This window comes from Microbacterium commune, assembly GCF_014836945.1.
In the GTDB taxonomy this organism is placed as follows: domain Bacteria; phylum Actinomycetota; class Actinomycetes; order Actinomycetales; family Microbacteriaceae; genus Microbacterium; species Microbacterium commune.
Genome location: NZ_JACSPX010000001.1, coordinates 799,727 through 817,388 on the forward strand (window position 1 = coordinate 799,727; position 17,662 = coordinate 817,388).

The 17,662-nt window shown below is 68.3% G+C and carries 24 protein-coding genes; 9 read left to right on the forward strand and 15 right to left on the reverse strand.

The window, feature by feature from the left end:
• From H9633_RS03650 to H9633_RS03660, 3 genes are all read left to right on the forward strand, one after another.
• Window positions 1-879: ABC transporter permease (locus tag H9633_RS03650; protein WP_225211040.1), on the forward strand; the 879-nt coding region annotated here is incomplete at its 5' end.
• Window positions 876-1,670: an ABC transporter permease gene (locus tag H9633_RS03655; protein ID WP_191712133.1), complete on the forward strand. Its 795-nt coding sequence runs from the start codon at window positions 876-878 to the stop codon at window positions 1,668-1,670. The genes H9633_RS03650 and H9633_RS03655, both read left to right, overlap by 4 nt.
• Window positions 1,667-2,758, forward strand: coding sequence for an ABC transporter ATP-binding protein (locus tag H9633_RS03660; RefSeq protein WP_191712134.1), 1,092 nt, complete (start codon window positions 1,667-1,669; stop codon window positions 2,756-2,758). Before H9633_RS03655 ends, H9633_RS03660 begins: the two co-directional genes overlap by 4 nt.
• A 112-nt stretch (window positions 2,759-2,870) precedes the next feature.
• On the opposite strand, the gene H9633_RS03665 is transcribed toward H9633_RS03660, so the two are convergent.
• The 13 genes from H9633_RS03665 to H9633_RS03725 all read right to left on the reverse strand — a co-directional run bounded on the left by H9633_RS03665 (window position 2,871) and on the right by H9633_RS03725 (window position 11,227).
• Window positions 2,871-3,695: a carbohydrate ABC transporter permease gene (locus tag H9633_RS03665; RefSeq protein ID WP_191712135.1), complete on the reverse strand. Its 825-nt coding sequence runs from the start codon at window positions 3,693-3,695 to the stop codon at window positions 2,871-2,873.
• Window positions 3,692-4,576, reverse strand: coding sequence for a carbohydrate ABC transporter permease (locus tag H9633_RS03670; RefSeq protein ID WP_191712136.1), 885 nt, complete (start codon window positions 4,574-4,576; stop codon window positions 3,692-3,694). The genes H9633_RS03665 and H9633_RS03670 overlap by 4 nt, the downstream gene beginning before the upstream one ends.
• Window positions 4,577-4,588: 12 nt before the next feature.
• Window positions 4,589-5,860: an ABC transporter substrate-binding protein gene (locus H9633_RS03675; RefSeq protein ID WP_191712137.1), complete on the reverse strand. Its 1,272-nt coding sequence runs from the start codon at window positions 5,858-5,860 to the stop codon at window positions 4,589-4,591.
• A gap of 128 nt (window positions 5,861-5,988) precedes the next feature.
• The gene (locus tag H9633_RS03680) at window positions 5,989-6,813 is read right to left on the reverse strand and encodes a sulfite exporter TauE/SafE family protein (protein ID WP_191712138.1); all 825 of its coding nucleotides are present in this window, start codon (window positions 6,811-6,813) and stop codon (window positions 5,989-5,991) included.
• A gap of 61 nt (window positions 6,814-6,874) precedes the next feature.
• Complete coding sequence (locus tag H9633_RS03685) at window positions 6,875-7,630, reverse strand: amino acid ABC transporter ATP-binding protein (RefSeq protein ID WP_225211041.1); 756 nt, start codon at window positions 7,628-7,630, stop codon at window positions 6,875-6,877.
• Window positions 7,627-8,418, reverse strand: a complete 792-nt coding sequence (locus H9633_RS03690; protein ID WP_191712139.1) for an amino acid ABC transporter permease — start codon at window positions 8,416-8,418, stop codon at window positions 7,627-7,629. The genes H9633_RS03685 and H9633_RS03690 overlap by 4 nt, the downstream gene beginning before the upstream one ends.
• A 22-nt stretch (window positions 8,419-8,440) precedes the next feature.
• Entirely contained in the window at window positions 8,441-9,265 is an 825-nt protein-coding gene (locus H9633_RS03695; RefSeq protein WP_191712140.1) for a basic amino acid ABC transporter substrate-binding protein, read from the reverse strand.
• Between the two features lie 127 nt (window positions 9,266-9,392).
• A complete protein-coding gene (locus H9633_RS03700) occupies window positions 9,393-9,692 on the reverse strand; it encodes a Dabb family protein (RefSeq protein ID WP_071645025.1) in 300 nt (99 codons plus the stop codon).
• The gene (locus H9633_RS03705) at window positions 9,689-9,952 is read right to left on the reverse strand and encodes a glutaredoxin family protein (protein WP_071645024.1); all 264 of its coding nucleotides are present in this window, start codon (window positions 9,950-9,952) and stop codon (window positions 9,689-9,691) included. Before H9633_RS03705 ends, H9633_RS03700 begins: the two co-directional genes overlap by 4 nt.
• Window positions 9,949-10,242, reverse strand: a complete 294-nt coding sequence (locus H9633_RS03710; protein WP_071645023.1) for a rhodanese-like domain-containing protein — start codon at window positions 10,240-10,242, stop codon at window positions 9,949-9,951. Before H9633_RS03710 ends, H9633_RS03705 begins: the two co-directional genes overlap by 4 nt.
• A gap of 81 nt (window positions 10,243-10,323) precedes the next feature.
• On the reverse strand, window positions 10,324-10,422 hold the full coding sequence (locus H9633_RS03715) for a 30S ribosomal protein bS22 (protein WP_003792170.1): 99 nt from the start codon (window positions 10,420-10,422) through the stop codon (window positions 10,324-10,326).
• Between the two features lie 114 nt (window positions 10,423-10,536).
• Complete coding sequence (locus H9633_RS03720; RefSeq protein ID WP_071645022.1) at window positions 10,537-10,728, reverse strand: helix-turn-helix domain-containing protein; 192 nt, start codon at window positions 10,726-10,728, stop codon at window positions 10,537-10,539.
• Between the two features lie 82 nt (window positions 10,729-10,810).
• Window positions 10,811-11,227: an ArsR/SmtB family transcription factor gene (locus tag H9633_RS03725; protein ID WP_071645044.1), complete on the reverse strand. Its 417-nt coding sequence runs from the start codon at window positions 11,225-11,227 to the stop codon at window positions 10,811-10,813.
• Window positions 11,228-11,303: 76 nt separating this feature from the next.
• On the opposite strand from H9633_RS03725, the gene H9633_RS03730 reads away from it, so the two are divergent.
• A complete protein-coding gene (locus H9633_RS03730) occupies window positions 11,304-12,734 on the forward strand; it encodes a TrkH family potassium uptake protein (protein WP_191712141.1) in 1,431 nt (476 codons plus the stop codon).
• A 1-nt stretch (window position 12,735) separates the two neighbouring features.
• The gene (locus H9633_RS03735) at window positions 12,736-13,398 is read left to right on the forward strand and encodes a potassium channel family protein (RefSeq protein ID WP_371261045.1); all 663 of its coding nucleotides are present in this window, start codon (window positions 12,736-12,738) and stop codon (window positions 13,396-13,398) included.
• A gap of 53 nt (window positions 13,399-13,451) precedes the next feature.
• On the opposite strand, the gene proC is transcribed toward H9633_RS03735, so the two are convergent.
• Window positions 13,452-14,291: a pyrroline-5-carboxylate reductase gene (proC, locus tag H9633_RS03740; RefSeq protein ID WP_191712142.1), complete on the reverse strand. Its 840-nt coding sequence runs from the start codon at window positions 14,289-14,291 to the stop codon at window positions 13,452-13,454.
• 79 nt (window positions 14,292-14,370) lie between these two features.
• Between proC and H9633_RS03745 the strand changes: the two genes are divergently transcribed.
• The 4 genes from H9633_RS03745 to upp all read left to right on the forward strand — a co-directional run bounded on the left by H9633_RS03745 (window position 14,371) and on the right by upp (window position 16,785).
• Window positions 14,371-15,342, forward strand: a complete 972-nt coding sequence (locus tag H9633_RS03745) for a cation diffusion facilitator family transporter (RefSeq protein WP_191712143.1) — start codon at window positions 14,371-14,373, stop codon at window positions 15,340-15,342.
• Between the two features lie 100 nt (window positions 15,343-15,442).
• A complete protein-coding gene (tadA, locus tag H9633_RS03750) occupies window positions 15,443-15,898 on the forward strand; it encodes a tRNA adenosine(34) deaminase TadA (protein WP_191712144.1) in 456 nt (151 codons plus the stop codon).
• A gap of 95 nt (window positions 15,899-15,993) precedes the next feature.
• The gene (locus H9633_RS03755) at window positions 15,994-16,143 is read left to right on the forward strand and encodes a hypothetical protein (protein ID WP_177243889.1); all 150 of its coding nucleotides are present in this window, start codon (window positions 15,994-15,996) and stop codon (window positions 16,141-16,143) included.
• A gap of 9 nt (window positions 16,144-16,152) precedes the next feature.
• Window positions 16,153-16,785 (forward strand): uracil phosphoribosyltransferase, encoded by a 633-nt coding sequence (upp, locus tag H9633_RS03760; protein WP_071645016.1) that lies wholly within the window; start codon window positions 16,153-16,155, stop codon window positions 16,783-16,785.
• A gap of 104 nt (window positions 16,786-16,889) precedes the next feature.
• On the opposite strand, the gene H9633_RS03765 is transcribed toward upp, so the two are convergent.
• Window positions 16,890-17,660: a hypothetical protein gene (locus H9633_RS03765; protein WP_318247184.1), complete on the reverse strand. Its 771-nt coding sequence runs from the start codon at window positions 17,658-17,660 to the stop codon at window positions 16,890-16,892.
• Window positions 17,661-17,662 lie beyond the last annotated feature (2 nt).

Genomic DNA, 17,662 nt, shown 5'->3' on the forward strand with positions numbered 1-17,662 from the left:
CCACCGCCGGGCCGTCTCCGACGGCGGCGGTGGGGTCTGTCCTGGGCGTGGCTGGGGCTGGTTCCGTTCGGCGTCTACGTGGTGCTGTTCCTGGCCGTGCCGACGCTCCTCGCGATCGGCTCGGGCTTCGTCGACGGGGACGGCGTCTTCACCTGGACGAACATCACGGCGCTGGTCGACCCGGTGGTGCTCAACACGTTCGCGAACTCCGGGTGGCTGTCGCTGCTGACCGCCGTCGTCGGCGCGCTGGCGGGCGCCCTGGTCTGCTACGCCATGCTGGGAATGAACCCGCAGGGCGCCGTGCGCCAGACGGTGGATGCCGCGGCGGGCGTCCTCGCGCAGTTCGGCGGCGTCATGCTCGCGTTCGCGTTCATCGCGACGATCGGCCTGCAGGGCGTCGTCACCGTGCTGCTCAAGGACACCTTCGGGGTGGACATCTTCGCGGACGGCGTGTGGCTCTACGACGTCCCCGGCCTCATCCTCCCCTACATCTACTTCCAGGTGCCCCTCATGGTGATCACGTTCATGCCGGCTCTCGCGGCACTCAAGCCGCAGTGGGCGGAGGCGAACCTCACTCTCGGCGGCACCCGGCTCGGATTCTGGGTGCGCGTCGGCATCCCGGTGCTCGCCCCGTCGTTCCTCGCCAGCCTGCTGCTGCTGTTCGCCAACGCGTTCTCGTCATACGCGACCGCCGCGGCGCTGGCCAGCCAGGGATCGCAGATCGTGCCGCTGCAGATCCGCGCGGCGCTCACCAGCGAGACCGTGCTCGGCCGCGAGAATCTCGCCGGAGCGCTCGCGCTCGGCATGATCGTCATCGTCGGGGTCGTGATGGCGCTGTACTCGCTCATCCAGCGTCGCGCGGCGAGGTGGCGGTCGTGAACCGCATCGCACCCTCCCCCGCGACGCGGTGGGTCATCGGCATCCTGATCGGCGCCTTCTTCGCGATCCCGCTGGTCGCGACCTTCCTCTACACGCTGCGCGACCGGGAGGGCGGCCTGTCCTTCGCGCGCTGGGCGGCGCTGGTGGATCCTGCGGCGTCGGCGGCGATCAAGCCGATCTGGACGGGCCTGGGCAACTCGCTCGTCCTCGCGATCGTCACCGTGATGATCGTGCTGGTGCTGCTCGCGCCGACGATGATCCTCGTGAACCTGCGCTTCCCGAAACTGACGCCGGTCTTCGAGTTCGCGGCGCTTCTGCCGATCTCGATCCCCGCGATCGTGCTCGTCGTCGGCCTCTCTCCGATCTACCTGCAGATCGGACGCACGCTCGGCACCGGCACGTGGACGCTCGCTTTCGCCTACGGCATCACCGTGCTGCCGTTCGCGTACCGTGCGATCCAGGCATCGATCGACGCCGCCGACCTGCGCACGCTCTCCGAGGCCGCCCGGTCGCTCGGCGCGAACTGGCCGACCGTGGTGGTCAGGGTGCTGGCGCCGAACCTGCGCCAGGGGCTGCTCTCGGCATCCCTCATCTCGATCGCCGTCGTGCTGGGCGAGTTCACGATCGCGTCGCTGCTGAACCGGCAGGTGTTCCAGACCGCGATGATCGTCGTGCAGAAGCAGGATGCCTACGTGCCGGCAATATTCACGCTGCTCGCGCTGCTGTTCTGCTTCCTGCTGCTGCTCATCATCGGCCGCGCCGCGCGCGGCAACCGAAAGGCTGACCAATGACCTCCCCGAGTCCCCTTCCCGCCACCGCGGACAACGTGCTGCTCGCCGAGGCGGGTGAGGGCACGCGTGTGCAGTTCCAGGGCATCGAGAAGAGCTACGGTGCGCACCGGGTGCTGCACGGTGTCGACCTCGACATCGCACCGGGTGAGTTCGTGTCGCTGCTCGGGCCCTCCGGCTGCGGCAAGACCACCGCCCTGCGTGTGCTGGCCGGCTTGGAGCATGCGGACGTCGGCGCCGTGCTGCTGGGCGGTCAGGACGTGTCGCGCGTCCCCACCAACAGGCGCGACATCGGCATGGTGTTCCAGGCGTACTCGCTGTTCCCGCACCTCGACGTCGCCGGCAACACCGCCTTCGGGCTGCGCCGGCGTGGCGTGGGCAAGGCCGCGGCCGCCCGCCGGGCGCTCGACGCGCTCGCCCTCGTCGGCCTGGAGGCCTTCGCCGACCGCTTCCCGCACCAGCTCTCCGGCGGGCAGCAGCAGCGGGTCGCGCTCGCCCGGGCGCTCGTCACCGAGCCGCGCGTGCTGCTGCTCGACGAGCCGCTCTCGGCGCTGGACGCCAAGGTGCGCGTGCAGCTGCGCGACGAGATCCGCCGCATCCAGCTGCGCCTGGGAATCACGACCGTCTTCGTGACGCACGATCAGGAGGAGGCCCTGGCCGTCTCCGACCGGATCGCGGTGATGGACGCCGGCCGCATCGACCAGATCGGCACACCGGAGGAGCTGTACCTGCGCCCCGCGACCGCGCACGTCGCGTCGTTCATCGGGCTGTCGAGCGTCGTCTCGGGTGTGGCATCCGGCGACACGGTCGCCGTGTGGGGGCGGTCGCTTCCCACGAACGCGCCCGCCACCGGCGCTGTCGACGTGCACCTGCGTCCCGAGAACCTGCGCTTCACCGGGGAGGCGGATGCCGCGACCGCCGGCGTCGTCGAGGAGAGCACGTTCCTGGGCAGCATCCGCCGCACTCTGGTTCGCACCGACTCGGGCGAGCGGGTGCGAGTGCAGCACGACGCGCACGCGCACCCCTTCTTCGGCGAGCGCGTCTTCCTCACCATCGATCCCGTCCCGGTCGCCGTACGCGAGAAGGTCTGAGGCCGAGAGCGGGTGCCGCACGCGCCGACGCGCACCGTTCTACGAGCGTCTCGGCCGCGTCGGATCGCCACGTCGGCTGCACGTTCGCCGTGCCGGCGCGCTGACGTCGGGCTCACTTCAGCGAGCCGGCGACCATCCCCTTGATGAAGCTGCGCTGCAGGAACAGGTACGCCACCAGCACGGGCACGACCGAGAGCACGGATGCCGCGGCCGCGGCGCCCGGATCGCTGCCTTGAGCCGCGAAGAATCCCGCCACGGCCGGGGCGATCGTGCGGGTCTCGTCGGTGCGCAGGAAATACGTGCTCAGGGCGAACTCGTTCCAGATGCCGACCCCGGCGAGGATCGCGACGGTGGCGGTGACGGGGCGGAGCATGGGGAAGACGATCCGGAACAGCACCTGCAGAGGACCTGCGCCGTCGACCGTCGCCGCCTCCTCGATCGACACGGGCAGACTGCGCATGAACGCCGTGTAGAGGAAGACCGCGAGCGGCAGATTGCCGGTGACCATCAGCACGATGATGCCCCAGTGGGTGTTCAGCCCGCCGAGGTCCTTCATGAGCGTGTACAACGGCACGAGCACCGACAGCGGCGGGATCATGATCAGGCTGATGATGCAGGCGTAGATCAGCCGGTTGCCGCGCGTGACCCGGCGTGCGAGCGGGTACGCGGTCAGCGCGCCGAGCACGCACACGAGCACCGTCGACACGACCGTCACGAGTGCGCTGTTGCCGATGGCCTGCAGGATGTTCCCCTGCTGTATCGCCGTGGCGAAGTTGGTCCAGTGCACCTCACCGGGGAAGATCCAGGGCGACGAGAGGTCGGTCTTGGGTTTGGAGGCGGTGGTGAGCCCGAAGTAGAACGGCAGCAGCTGCAGCACGGCGATGAGCGCCAGACCCGCATAGATGAGCACCTTCGACGGTGTGGCCGTGTTCTTCACAGCTCCACCCGCTTCCGGTCGAGCAGCGTGTTCAGCACGAACGTCACAGCGACGATCAGGATGAACAGCACGACGCCGATCGCTGCCGAGTACCCGGCCGCCTGATTCGAGAAGTACGTCTCGCCGATGAGCGTCGACACCGAGTGCGTGGACTGACCGGGCCCGCCGCCGGTGAGCACCTGCACGACGTCGAACAGCTTCAGCCCGCCGATCAGGTTCAGCACGATGCTCGTCGCGAAAGCCGGCTGCAGCAGCGGCACGGTGATGCTGCGGAAGCTCTGCCACCAGCTGGCGCCGTCGAGCTGCGCGGCTTCGTGGTACTCGGCCGGCACACCCTGCAGACCGGCGAGGTAGATGACCATCGAGATGCCGACGAACTGCAGCGAGTTGACGACGACGATCGCCGGGATGGCGAACCCGGCATCCGACAGCCAGGCGACCTGCTCCGCCCCGAACAGGGCGCGCACGTCGTTCAGCGCACCGTTGTTGTAGCGGAAGATCAGGTAGTACATCGTACCCAGCACCACCGGCGACACCAGCACCGGCAGGTAGATGACGGCGCGCAGCAGGGCGGCCCCGCGCACGATGCGGTCGAGCACGACGGCGAGACTCAGTCCGAGCACCTGCTGGATGACGGTGCTGCCCACACCGTAGATGAGCGTGTTGACCAGCGCGGTGCGGAACACCTCGTCGTCGAGCAGACGCAGGTAGTTGTCGAACCCGACGAACGCCTTGTCGCGGCTGTACCCGTTCCAGTTCGTCAGCGACAGGCTGATGCCGCTGATCAGCGGGTAGATCGAGAACACCGCGAACAGCACGAGCGCCGGCACGTAGAACCAGTTGAGTCGGCGCGGGAAGATCCCCGTCGAGCGTGAAGTCACCTCTCGCGTGGCCTACTGCTGCCCGTACAGCGTGCCGAACTCCGCCTCGACCTGCTTCACCGCCGAGTCGACCGTGGTCTGCCCGGTGACGATGCCGGACGTCGTCGAGATCAGCGTGTTCCACATGCCGTTGGGCAGGTATGCGCGGTCGAAGTACGGCACCATGCGCACCTCTCCCGGGGTGAAGAACTGCTCGTAGCTGTCGGAGAGGTCACCGAGGTCGACGTCGATGTCGATGAGGCCCGCGGGGTTTCCGTCTTCGCTGGCGAAGCGGCCGATGTTCTCCGGCTCGGCGAGGAAGTCGAGGAAGTCGAGTGCCTCCTCCTTGTTCTCGCCGTCGCGCCAGGCACCCAGCGCGACGCCCTCGCCGCCGATCAGATACTCGTCGTCGCCGTTGATGGCCGGCACCGGCATGAACCCGATCTGCGCGTCGGGCACGAACTCCCTGGCACCGAGGGCGAGGGTGTTCTGGATCATCACGAACGCGGTCGTGCCCTTTCCGAGCGCGGTCGCGATGTCATCGCTGGTCGCCGACGAGAAGTCGGGGTTGAAGTACCCGGCCTTCGCCCACTCCTCGAGCGTGCTGAACAGGGCCTCGAATCCGCTGTCGACGAACTCCCCGTCCGCGAGCTTCTCCGACTCGGCCTCGTCGAACGACCCCGAGCCGAGCCAGTCGGCGACGTTGCCGGCGAACCAGTCGTCCTTGCCCGAGCTCGAGATCGGCACGACCCCTGCGCCCTTGATCTTCGCGAGCGCGTCGTCGAAAGCGTCGATGGTGCCGAGCGATGCGGGGTCGATCCCCGCCTCCTCGAGCACGGTCTTGTTGTACAGGATGCCGGCGACGTCGGTCGTCAGCGGAAGAGCGAAGAACTCGCCGTCGTCGCTCTTCATCGTCGAGTGGAGCACCGGGTTCAGCTGGTCGGCCCACCCCTGCTCGTCGAGCGGCTCGAGGAACTCGCTGTAGCGCAGCAGCGACCACCCGTGCGTGGCCCAGATGTCGGGCAGATCACCCGACCCCATCCGCACCTTCATGTCGCCCTCGTAGTCGCTGCCCAGCGCGACGACGTCGATCTTGACGTCGGGGTTGTCCTTCTCGTACGCCTCGGCGAGCGCGCTGAGCGCCTCGTATCGGGGCGTGCCGTCTCCCATCGCCGACTGCACCTCGAGGGTGACCTTGTCGCCGTCGCCCGGATCCCCCGATCCCGAGCATCCGCTGAGAGCGACCGCCGCCGCCGTGAGACCCGCGAATCCGATCAGGATCCGCTTCGTGCCTAGTGACCTCATCGTCCCTCCTCCGTGGAAGCACTGGCGCGCCCGACAGAGCGCAGTTCGGAGTCTACGCGGGAAGACACCGGTGGTGGCAAGGGTCGTATCCGGACGGTGACCCGGATGCCCGGTTCGGATGCCCGCCATCACCCGGCCGCGAGCATGGGGGCGAGGTTCTCGTTCCACACATCCACGCCGAGCTTCGCGATCAGCAGGATCACCACGCCGAGGAACACGACGCGAATGAAACCCGATCCGCGGGAGATCGCCATGCGGGAGCCGAGGTAGCTGCCTGCCGTGTTCGCGACGCCGAGGATGAGCCCCAGCAGCCACAGCACCGCGCCGTGCGGGATGAACAGGATCAGCGCTCCGGCGTTGGTGGCGAAGTTCACGATCTTCGCCTTCGCACTCGCCTGCAGGAAGTCGTAGCCCAGCAGGGCGACGAGCGTGATCACGAGGAACGTGCCCGTGCCCGGCCCGATCAGACCGTCGTAGAAGCCGATCACCAGGCCGGCGGCGCCGGCCGTGACGTGGTGGCGATGCCCCGAGAAGCGCAGTGCGGTCGCCGCGCCCAGCTGCGGCTTGAACGCGGTGAACAGGGCGACGGCCAGCAGCGCCACCACGATGATGGGTTTGAAGGCGGATGCCGGAAGCACGGTCGCCACGGCGGCTCCGCCGAATGAGCCGGCCAAAGCGATCGCCGCCATCGGCAGGGCGGTGCGGATGTCGGGTCTGGCCCGGCGGTAGTACGTCACGCTGCTCGTCGCCGTGCCGAAGATCGAGCCGAGCTTGTTCGTGGCCAGCGCCTGCACCGGGGTGATGCCGGGGATCAGCAGCACGGCGGGCAGCTGCAGCAGTCCCCCGCCGCCGACGACCGCGTCGATCCATCCCGCGCCGAACGCGGCGACGACGACGAGGACGAGCACGCCCCAGGTGAGCTGCTCGAGGCCGAGGAACGCGCCGATCTCCATCACAGTTCAGGATGCCAGATCGGCGCGTCCTCGCCGCACACGACGGGGCGGGCTTCGCGGCTCAGAGCACGCGGGAGAGGAAGTCCTGCGTGCGGGGGTGCTGCGGGCTCGCCAGCACCTCACGCGGGTCGCCCTGCTCGAGGATGTGGCCGCCGTCCATGAAGATCAGGCGCGAGCCGACCTCACGGGCGAAGCCCATCTCGTGCGTGACGACGAGCATCGTCATCCCCTCGTCGGCCAGCGTGCGCATGACCTGCAGCACCTCGCCGACCAGCTCGGGGTCGAGAGCCGAGGTCGGCTCGTCGAAGAGCATCATGTCGGGGTTCATGCACAGCGCACGCGCGATCGCGACACGCTGCTGCTGACCGCCGGAGAGGTGGCTGGGGAAGGCATCCGCCTTCTCCGCCAGACCCACACGCTCGAGCATCTCGCGGGCGATCTGCTCGGCTTCCTCCTTGCCTCGCTTCTTCACGCGTCGCTGCGCGACGGTGAGGTTGCCGAGCACCGACAGGTGCGGGAAGAGGTTGAAGCTCTGGAACACCATGCCGATGCGCTGACGCACCCGGTCGATGTCGGTCTCGGGATCGGTGACGTCGATCCCCTCGATGAGCACCCGGCCGTCGGTGGGCTCCTCGAGCAGGTTCACCGAGCGCAGCAGCGTCGACTTGCCCGAGCCCGACGGGCCGATGATGCACACGACTTCGCCGGTGTACACGGTGAGGTCGATGCCCTTGAGCACGACGTTGTCGCCGAACGCCTTGACCAGCCCCTGCGCCTCGATCACAGGGGCGTGCACGTCGATCAGATCGGTGCTCATCGTTCCTTCGCCATCCGTCGCTCCAGCCACGCGGTGAACCGCGTGAGAGGAATGGTCACCACCAGGTACAGCAGCGCGGCCACGATCAGCGGCGTCGCGTTGGCGTTCGCCGAGTTCGCGTCGCGGGCGAAGGTAGTGAGCTCCTTCGACCAGATGAAGCTTCCCGCGATGAAGACGAGCGAGGTGTCCTTGAGCAGCAGCACCAGCTCGTTCGTCATCGGCGGGATGATGATGCGGAAGCCCTGCGGCAGGATGATCCAGAACATCGTCTTCATCGGCGACATGCCCAGCGAGCGGGCGGCCTCGGTCTGCCCCTTCGGGACGGCCTGGATGCCCGACCTGATGACCTCGGCGATGTACGCCGAGGCCACCAGGATGAGGCCGAGCAGACCGGCGCCGACCGGCCCGCCGGGAACCTTCCAGCCGAACACGATCGGCACGATGAAGGCCACCGAGAAGATCGTCAGCAGCGCAGGCAACCCGCGGAAGAGCTCGATCCAGCCCGTCGCGACCCACCGGAACAGGCCGATGCTCGACAGCTTCATCAGCGCCAGGACGATGCCCAGCAGCACCCCGCCGGTGAACGCGATCAGGGTGAACAGGATCGTGTTGCGCAGTCCGATCAGGATGATGTCGGGGAAGAGCTTCGCCGCCACCTCGAGATTGAAGAACTGCGGAATCGCCCGCTGCCAGTTGATCGAGAAGGCCACCGCAGCGACGACCGCGAAGAAGATGACGTACATCGTCACGCGATACAGCAGCGTTCTCGTTCTGCGCTTCAGCGCCATCGTCGGATGCCTTCCGTGGGGATCAGTTGGCGGCGAAGTACGAGTCGTAGATCTTGTCGTACTCGCCCTCGTCGCGCAGCTCCTGCAGCGCGTCGTCGATCGCCTCGCGCAGCTCGGCCTTCTCGCCCTTCGCGAAGGCGAAGCCGTACGACTCGTCGGTCTCGTAGGTCTCGACGATCGTGTAGTCGGAGTCCGCCTTCTCGTGCACGAGGTTCACCGGCTGATCCTGCAGGATCGCGTCGATCTGGCCCGACTGCATGGCCGGCCACAGCTCTCCGTCGGAGGGGTACTGCACGAGCTCGGCGCCCTTGGCGTTCTCCTTGGCGTAGATCTCGCCGGTGGTGCCCTGCTGCACGCCGACGTTCTTGCCGTCGAGGTCGTCGATGCTCTTGATGTCCGAGTCGGCGCGCACCAGCAGCGACTGCAGCGAGTCGTAGTAGGGGTCGGAGAAGTCGATGTTCGCCTTGCGCTCCTCGGTGATCGTCATGGCAGACGCACCGAGGTCGCAGGTGCCGGCGAGCAGCGTGGCGCCGGACTGCAGCGCCTCGAACCCGGTGTCCTGCACCGCGAGCTTCAGGTCGAGCTTCTTCGAGATCGCGTCGAGCAGGTCGATGTCGAATCCGGTGTACCCGGTGCCGTTGTCGCCCCCCTCGAACTCGAAGGGCGGGTACGGGATGTCGGAGCAGACCGTCAGCGTGCCGTCCGTGACCAGACCGTAGTCCGCACCACCGGAGCCGGATGCCGGCGCGTCTGCGTCGGATCCGTTCTCGCTGCTCGCGCAGCCGGACAGAGCGAGGACGGCAGCAGCGGCGATGGCTGTACCGAGGATGAGAGGACGGCGCTTCATGGCCACTCCTTCGTGACGGGGGCTTGCGCCCGCGGGCGGGGTGAACTCATCTTGTCACGCGGGTCGGAGCATCGTGGCAGCCCGGGGGCCGTGATGCCATCACATTTGCGTTGCAAGGCAGGACCGATCAGATCTCGAAGTCGACGGCGACCCGGGATGCGACGACCGATTTGATGTACGCGCCGGCCTCCTTGTGCGCTGGGTGCACCTGGTACGCCTCGAGCGCATCGAGCGAATCCACGTCGGCGACCAGCGTGACATCCCAGTTGACGTCGGGGTGAGCGATGTTGGCGCCGGCCGACACCGCGCGCAGCTCGGGCACGACGCCCATCAGCGCGTTCAGACGACGAGCGACCTCGGCGGCCTGCTCGGCGCGCACGGCGGCATCCTCCGCGGCCAGCTTCCAGCTGACGACATGACGGATCACTTCATGGCCTCCTCGAGTGCCTGACGGAGCCGATCCGGCGAGACGCGCCAGTGCGTGTGCAGCTCGCCGTCGATCAGCAGGACGGGGATCTTCTCCCACCACCGCTCGTAGAGCGCGGGGTCGTCCGCGATGGACTTCTCGACGATCTCGAGACGCTCAGCCGCGGCATCCGGCATCTCGGCGACGACGGCGTCGACCACCTCGCTCGCGACCTCGCACAGGTGGCAGTCGGGCTTGCCGATGATCGTGAGGGTGGTCACTGCGCGACCGGACGACCCTGCGCCACCCAGGCGGCGGTGCCGCCCTCGACGTTGGTCGCGTCGTGTCCGCGCTCGGTCAGCGCCTCGACCACGCGAGCCGAGCGGCCGCCCAGCTCGCAGATCACATCGAACGCCTCGCCGGGCAGCTCGTCCAGCCGCCCGCCCAGCTCCGACATCGGCAGGTTGAGTGCGCCGGGCACGTGCCCGGCCTCGAACTCATGGCGCTCGCGCACATCGATCAGGGGCACGCCCTCTCGCTGAGCGAGCTGGTCGACGGTGATCGTCTTCACGGTTCTCCTTCTGTCGCCGCAGACACGAAGCGCCCCTTCGACAGGCTCAGGAGCCATGAGGGGCGCTCGGTGTCGTGCCGCTTACTTCTTGTTGCGGCGCTGGTGGCGAGTCTTGCGAAGCAGCTTGCGGTGCTTCTTCTTCGCCATGCGCTTGCGGCGCTTCTTGATGACTGAACCCACGGAAACCTCACTAAGTCAGGGGTTGGATGCCATGGAAACGGCACCCGGGTACGGGCACGGAAAAAATGCCTCGGACGATTCTATCAAATGCTCGCACGCCGCCCGAATCGGCGGTCAGCCGACATCGGCGTTCGGGGTGCGCAGGGCGTCGGCGACCGCCGACTCGGGAACGCGGTAGCTGCGCCCGAAGCGGATCGCCGGCAGCTCACCCGCGTGCACGAGGCGATACACGGTCATCTTGGACACGCGCATGATCTCGGCGACCTCGGCCACCGTCAGGAATCGAACATCGTGAACGTCGGGCATCCCCAGCACCCCTTTCTGCTGAAGCACAGCATATGGGGTTGCTGCGACGGCTGTAAACACGTGAGACGGATGTGACTGGCGGCTACGTGCCGAGCTTGCGCAGCGCCGACGTGACGACGTGCTTCGCCGAAGCGGCGGCGCGGCCGACGACCTCGGCCGCGTGGGCCGTCGCGGCCGGCAGCGGGGCGAACGGGATGTCGATCATCGGGGCCTGATCGCCGTACGCGTCGATCAGGAACGGCACGAGCCAGTCGTCGACCTCCTCGAGCGGACCCACGGAGAGGCTGTAGAAGCGGCGCTGGCCTTCTTCCCGCACGGTCACGAGGTTCGCCTCGCGCAGCACCTTGAGGTGCTTCGACACGGTCGGCTGGCTGATGCCCAGCTGACTGACGATCTGCGTCACGCTGGTGCCGCCGTCGCCCTCGGCCGACTCGCTCAGCAGCAGCCGAAGGATGTCTCGCCTCGTGCCGTCCGCGATCACGTCGAAGATGTCGGTCATCCCCTCAGGGTAGTAGGCCCCGCACGGGAGTACCATGACGGAGGCTCGGCGAACGACGTCGGCGGAGAGGGGAGCGATGTCGGGCATCGCGTCGGCATCGTCCCCGCAGGAGACACTGCGCGGTTTCGGCAGACGGGCCAGGCACCTGGTGACCTCGTCGCCCTCGCGCTTCGCGATCATCATCTTCGCCTCGCTCATCCTGCTGTTCACCGGTCTTCTGTCGCTGCCGCTCTCCTCGGCGGAGGGCACCGTCACGCCGCTGAGCGACGCGCTGTTCACCGCGATGTCGACGATCTGCGTCACGGGGCTCTCGACGGTCGACATGGCCAGCCACTGGTCGCCGTTCGGCAACGTGCTGCTGTTCATCGGCGTGAACATCGGCGGCATGGGCGTGCTGACCCTCGCGTCGGTGATGGGCATGGTCATCTCGAAGCGCCTCGGGCTGCGCGCCAAGCTGCTCGCGGCCGGAGACACCAACCCGATGCGCGCGCACGGCGGTCCGGTGAACGAGAGCCAGACCGTGCGGCTCGGCGAGGTCGGCCAGCTGCTCACCACGGTCGCACTGTCGACGCTGGTGATCGAGCTCAGCGTCGCGCTGATGCTGTACCCCGCGCTGGTGTGGGCGGGCATCGACCCGTTCGCCGCCCTGTGGGAGGCGCCGTACTACGCCGCCATGTCGTTCACCAACACGGGGTTCACCCCCAACGCCGGCGGCGTGACCGTGTTCGCCGACGACTACCTCGTGCTGACCATCCTGATGATCAGCATGTTCCTGGGCAGCATCGGGTTCCCCGTGATCTACACCCTCGCCAAGCACGTGTGGCACGTGAAGCGCTGGTCGCTGCACTCGAAGCTCACCCTCATCACCACCGGGCTGCTCTTCGTGCTGGGCGCCGCGGTCTTCCTGCTTCTCGAGTTCGACAACCCGGCCACGTTCGGATCCATGGACGCCGGCGAGACGACCATGAACGCGTTCTTCCTGTCGGCGATGACACGCTCGGGCGGGTTCAACGTCATCGAGATGTCCGATCTGAACGGGTCGTCGATGCTCGTCGCGTGCATGCTCATGTTCGTCGGCGGCGGCTCGGCATCCACCGCTGGCGGCATCAAGGTGACCACGCTCGCCGTTCTCGCCATCGCGGTGTGGTCCGAGGCGAAGGGACGCCAGTCGGTCGAGGTGTACGGCCGACGCATCCCGTCGGACGTGCAGCGCGTCGCCCTGTCGGTCGTCGCCTGGGGCGCGACCGTCGTCGCCCTCTCGACGGTGATCATCGCCCAGCTCACCAAGGCAGACATCATCGACGTGCTCTTCGACGTCATCTCCGCATTCGGCACCGTCGGCCTCAGCTCGGGCCTGACCGCCGAGCTCCCGGATTCCGCGAGCTACGTTCTCGCCGCGACGATCTTCATGGGACGCGTTGGTACAGTGACACTCGCCGCGGCGGTCGCCGCGACCTCCCGATCGCAGCTCTATTCGCTGCCCGTCGAAAGGCCGATCGTTGGTTGAGATGGTGCGGGGCGACGCCCCGGTGCTCGTGATCGGACTCGGCCGCTTCGGCGCCGCCTGCGCCGGGGAGCTCGACCGGCTCGACCGCGAGGTGCTCGCGATCGACGGCGACCTCGGTCTCGTGCAGAAGTGGTCGGAGCGGGTCACCCACACCGTGCAGGCGGACGCTCGCAACATCGACGCCCTGCGGCAGATCGGCGCGCAGGACTTCCAGGTCGCGGTCGTCGCCGTCGGGTCGCTCATCGAGGCGTCCGTGCTGATCACGGCGAACCTCGTCGACCTGAAGGTGCCGCAGATCTGGGCGAAGGCGGTCTCGCAATCGCACGGCAAGATCCTCGCGCGCGTCGGCGCGAACCACGTCATCTACCCCGAGCGCGAGGCCGGCGAGCGCGTCGCGCACCTGGTCAGCGGACGGATGCTCGACTTCATCCGCTTCGATGACGACTTCGTGCTCGCGAAGATGTACCCGCCGAAGTTCATCCGCGGGGTGCGACTGAACGAATCGGGCGTGCGCTCCAAGTACAACGTGACCGTCGTGGGCGTGAAGAGCCCCGGAAAGCCGTTCCGCTACGCCGAGGCGAACACGGTGGTCACCAACCACGACCTCATCATCGTCTCGGGCACCAACGTCGACATCGAGCGCTTCGCGGGCCTCGACCGGTAGCCGCACGCCTACGCCGGGTGAGTCCCGGCCGGACCGCAGAGCGTCACCAGGCCTCAGGCGCCGGCGGCCAGCTCCTTCGCGCGCGCGAGCGCGGCGGCCGTCGCCTCTGCGAAGACGTCGTCGAGCCGGGCATCCTGCAGCACGGCCACCGCCCGCTCGGTGGTGCCCTTCGGGCTGGTGACCCGACGGCGCAGCTCGGCGGGGTCTTCGCCGGACGCCGCGAGCAGGGCCGCGGCGCCGATGAACGTCTGCTCGGACATGAGGCGGGCATCGGCATCCGAGAACCCCATCCCGCGCGCCGCGTCCGTGAGCTTCTCGATCAGCAGGAACACGTAGGCGGGTCCGGATCCCGAGACGGTCGACAGCGCGTCGATCTGCGACTCGGGCACCTTGATCACCGCGCCGACCTTCTCGAACAGCGCGCGCACGAGCGCCATGTCGTCGTCGGTCGCCGCGGGGCCGCCGGCGATGCCGGTCACGGCTTGGCCGACCGTCGCGGGGGTGTTGGGCATCGAGCGCACCGTGTGCACCCTCTCGCCGAGCACCTCGGTGAAGGTCGCGAGAGTGACTCCGGCGGCGAGGCTCACGACGATCGCGTCGTCGCGCAGCGCCGGCGCGATCTCGCGCAGCAGGTCGGGCACCATGGCCGGCTTGACGCCCACGAGGATGATGCGCGCAGCGGCGACCGCCTCGGTGTTGCCGGCGGGGTTCTCGTCGAGCGCGATGCTGGTCACCCCGGCGAGGGATGCCAGGGCATCCGCCTTCTCTCGCGTGCGGTTGGTCGCGACGATCCCCCCGTCGACTGGGGCGCCGGACGCGACGACGCCCTGCAGGATCGCACCTCCCATCGAACCTGCTCCGAGGAAGGCGAGTGCGGGGAGGGAATCGGCCATGCCGCCCATCCTACGAGCGCATCCGGCGAGGCGCCGAGCCACCCGTGAGACGCGGGCGTCGCCGTCGTAGACTCGGGCCATGAGCGCATCCGGCGGCACCAAGGCGATCATCGCGGCTTTCCTTGCGAACCTGGGCATCGCCCTCGCGAAGTTCCTCGCGTGGGCGCTGTCCGGGTCGGCGTCGATGCTCGCCGAGGCGATCCACTCGGTGGCCGACTCGGGCAACCAGCTGCTCCTCATGCTCGGCAACCGCAGGGCCGCCCAGGAGGCGGACCGCTCGCACCCGTTCGGGTACGGCCGCGAACGGTACGTGTCGGCTTTCGTCGTGTCGATCGTCCTGTTCTCGCTCGGTGGCCTGTTCGCGGTGTACGAGGGCGTGAACAAGATCGTCGACCCGCACGAGATCGACCAGACGTGGTGGTGGCTGCCGCTGGCGGTGCTGCTGGTCGCGATCGTGCTCGAGTCGATGTCGCTCCGCACCGCCGTGCGCGAGAGCAACGCCGTGCGCGAGCCCGGCCAGTCGTGGGTCTCGTTCATCCGCCGGTCGAAGGCTCCCGAGCTGCCCGTGGTGCTGCTCGAGGACACCGGTGCGCTCGTCGGCCTGACCTTCGCCCTGTTCGGGGTGGGCCTCACGCTGATCACCGGCGCTCCGCTGTTCGATGCGCTGGGCACGCTGATGATCGGTCTGCTGCTGATCGCGATCGCGATCGTCCTGGCGATCGAGACGAAGAGCCTGCTCATCGGCGAGGGCGCGAGCCGCGCGGATCACGACCGCATCGTCGACGCCATCGTCGGTGGTCCCGACGTCGAGAAGCTGATCCACATCAAGACCCTCTACCTCGGTCCCGACGAGCTGATGGTCGCGGCGAAGATCGCCCTCACGTCCGACAAGACGGTGCGCGAGGCGGCCGCCGACATCGACGAGATCGAGAGCCGGATCCGGGATGCCGTTCCCGCCGCCCGCGTGATCTACCTCGAGCCCGACGTGTACCGGCCGGCGCTCGATCCCGAGCCCTCGACCGACGCGTTCGTCTTCCCGTCGTCGGACTGATCCTGTCGGCCGCTTCGGCCAGTCGGCCCATATGGCCGCCTCACCCCGCTCGATGCGACCAGATGGGACCTGCCGACGCCCGGAGGCTAGGCTCGCATCCATGACCGCCGCGGACCTCGATGCGATGCGTCGTGCCCTCGTGCTCGCCGCCGAGGCGGGTGCAGCCGGCGACGTGCCGGTGGGGGCAGTGGTACTGGATGCCCGCGGCGCCGTCATCGGCGAAGGGCGCAACCTCCGCGAGCAGACGCACGATCCGACCGCACACGCCGAGATCATCGCGCTGCGCGCTGCCGCCGAGAAGCACGGCGTGTGGAACCTCGAGCAGCACACCCTCGTGGTGACCCTCGAGCCGTGCATCATGTGTGCGGGCGCGATCCTGCAGGCCCGCATCGGCCGCGTCGTGTTCGGCGCCTGGGACGACAAGGCGGGCGCGGCGGGTTCGATGTACGACGTGCTGCGCGACCGGCGCCTGCCCTATCGCGCTGAGGTCGTCGGGGGCATCCGGGCCGACGAGGCGACGGCGCAGCTGCGGGCGTTCTTCGAGACACGGCGCTGAGCGGCACCCGCCGCATCCATCCGCCGCCCGGCGGAGCCGGGAATCTCCCCCGTGAGAGGGATGATGAACCGCCCGCGCGCCCGTAGCGTGAAGACATGGACAACAGCCCCGCACTCGTGATCATGCTGATGACGCTTCCGGCTCTGATCGGATCGGTGGTCGTGGCGGCGAACGCCAAGCGCATCAACGCCGCCGAGAAGAAGCGCCGCGCCGCCCGTGCTGGTGCGCATACGGTCGGCAAGTAATCTGTACCCATGCGCGTTCATGTGGCCGATCACCCGCTCATCACTCACAAGCTCACCGTGCTGCGGGATGAGAGGACCTCATCGCCGGTCTTTCGTCAGCTGACCGAAGAGCTGGTGACACTGCTCGCCTACGAGGCGACCCGCGACGTCAAGGTCGAGCCGATCGAGGTGAAGACCCCGGTCACGACGACGACCGGGGTGAAGATCGCCGAGCCGCGCCCGATCGTGGTGCCGATCCTGCGCGCGGGTCTCGGGATGCTCGAGGGCCTGGTCAAGCTGATCCCCACCGCCGAGGTCGGGTTCCTCGGCATGGTGCGCGACGAGGAGACCTTCGAGCCGACGACCTACGCCGAGCGACTGCCCGACGACCTCAGCGACCGGCAGTGCTTCGCCATCGATCCGATGCTCGCCACCGGCGGCTCGCTGGCCGCGGCGATCCAGTTCCTCTTCGATCGCGGTGCGAAGAACGTCACCGCGATCTGCCTGCTCGGCACCCCCGAGGGTGTCGCGGCGATCGAGAAGATGGTCGGCGACGCCGATGTGACCCTCGTGCTGGGCGCGCTGGACGAGCGCCTGAATGAGAAGGGCTACATCGTGCCCGGGCTCGGCGACGCCGGCGACCGCCTCTACGGCACGGTCTGACACGCGTCGGCGGTCACCGCGCCGGTCGACGCCACTGAGAGACCACATCCCGCATCCGAAACCGGTCGGGTGCGGGTTTCCCACGCGAGAAGTGGCTTCTCGCCTCAGACGGTGAGCACGTAGCCGCGTTCATCACCGAAGTGCTGGAATCCCGCACGGGCGAGGATCGGCGCGGAGGTCGCGATGCGACCCTTGACGAGCGCGGTCGTCGCGCCGAACTCGGCGCCGAGCCGCAGCCGTTCGGCCAGCACCGCTCGGTAGGCCCCTCTCCCCCGCGACTCGGAGAGGGTGGCAGCGCCCCAGAGGCGAACGAAGCCGTCGGCGACCGTGCATCCGCCGGTGCTGACGGCGACGCCGTCGATCCTGGAGAGCACCCGCCCGCCGGTTCCGGATGCCAGCGACTCGGTGATCTCGTCAAGTTCCTCGCGAAGGCTCTCATCGGTGAGCGCGCTCTGGTGATCCCACACGGTGACGTTGATCCGGTCGATCTCGCGGAGCTGCTCCTCGGTGCGGACGACCTCGACCGTCGCGTCGTCCGGCACGGCGGTCGGCATGCCCGAGATCGGACGAGCCAGCACCGCGACGGTGTCGACGTGCCGTGCTCCTCGTCGATGCAGCTCGTCTTCGAGGTCGGGGCTGTCGGACGCGCTGGTCCAGAAGGTGAGCTCGGTCTCGCCCCACTCGCGTGTGCGCTCGATGGCGTGCTCGAGAACCTCGGCCGGGCTTCTCGCCGAGTCGACCTGCGATGCCTTCACCCCGCCGCCGAATCGCGCAGGGTGTCGCACCAGCTGCAGGTCGGTCTTCTCCTGCTCGCTGCCGCGCGGGAACCACACCCACGCCGCAGAGGCACGAAGGATGTCGTCGACAGCGTGCACGG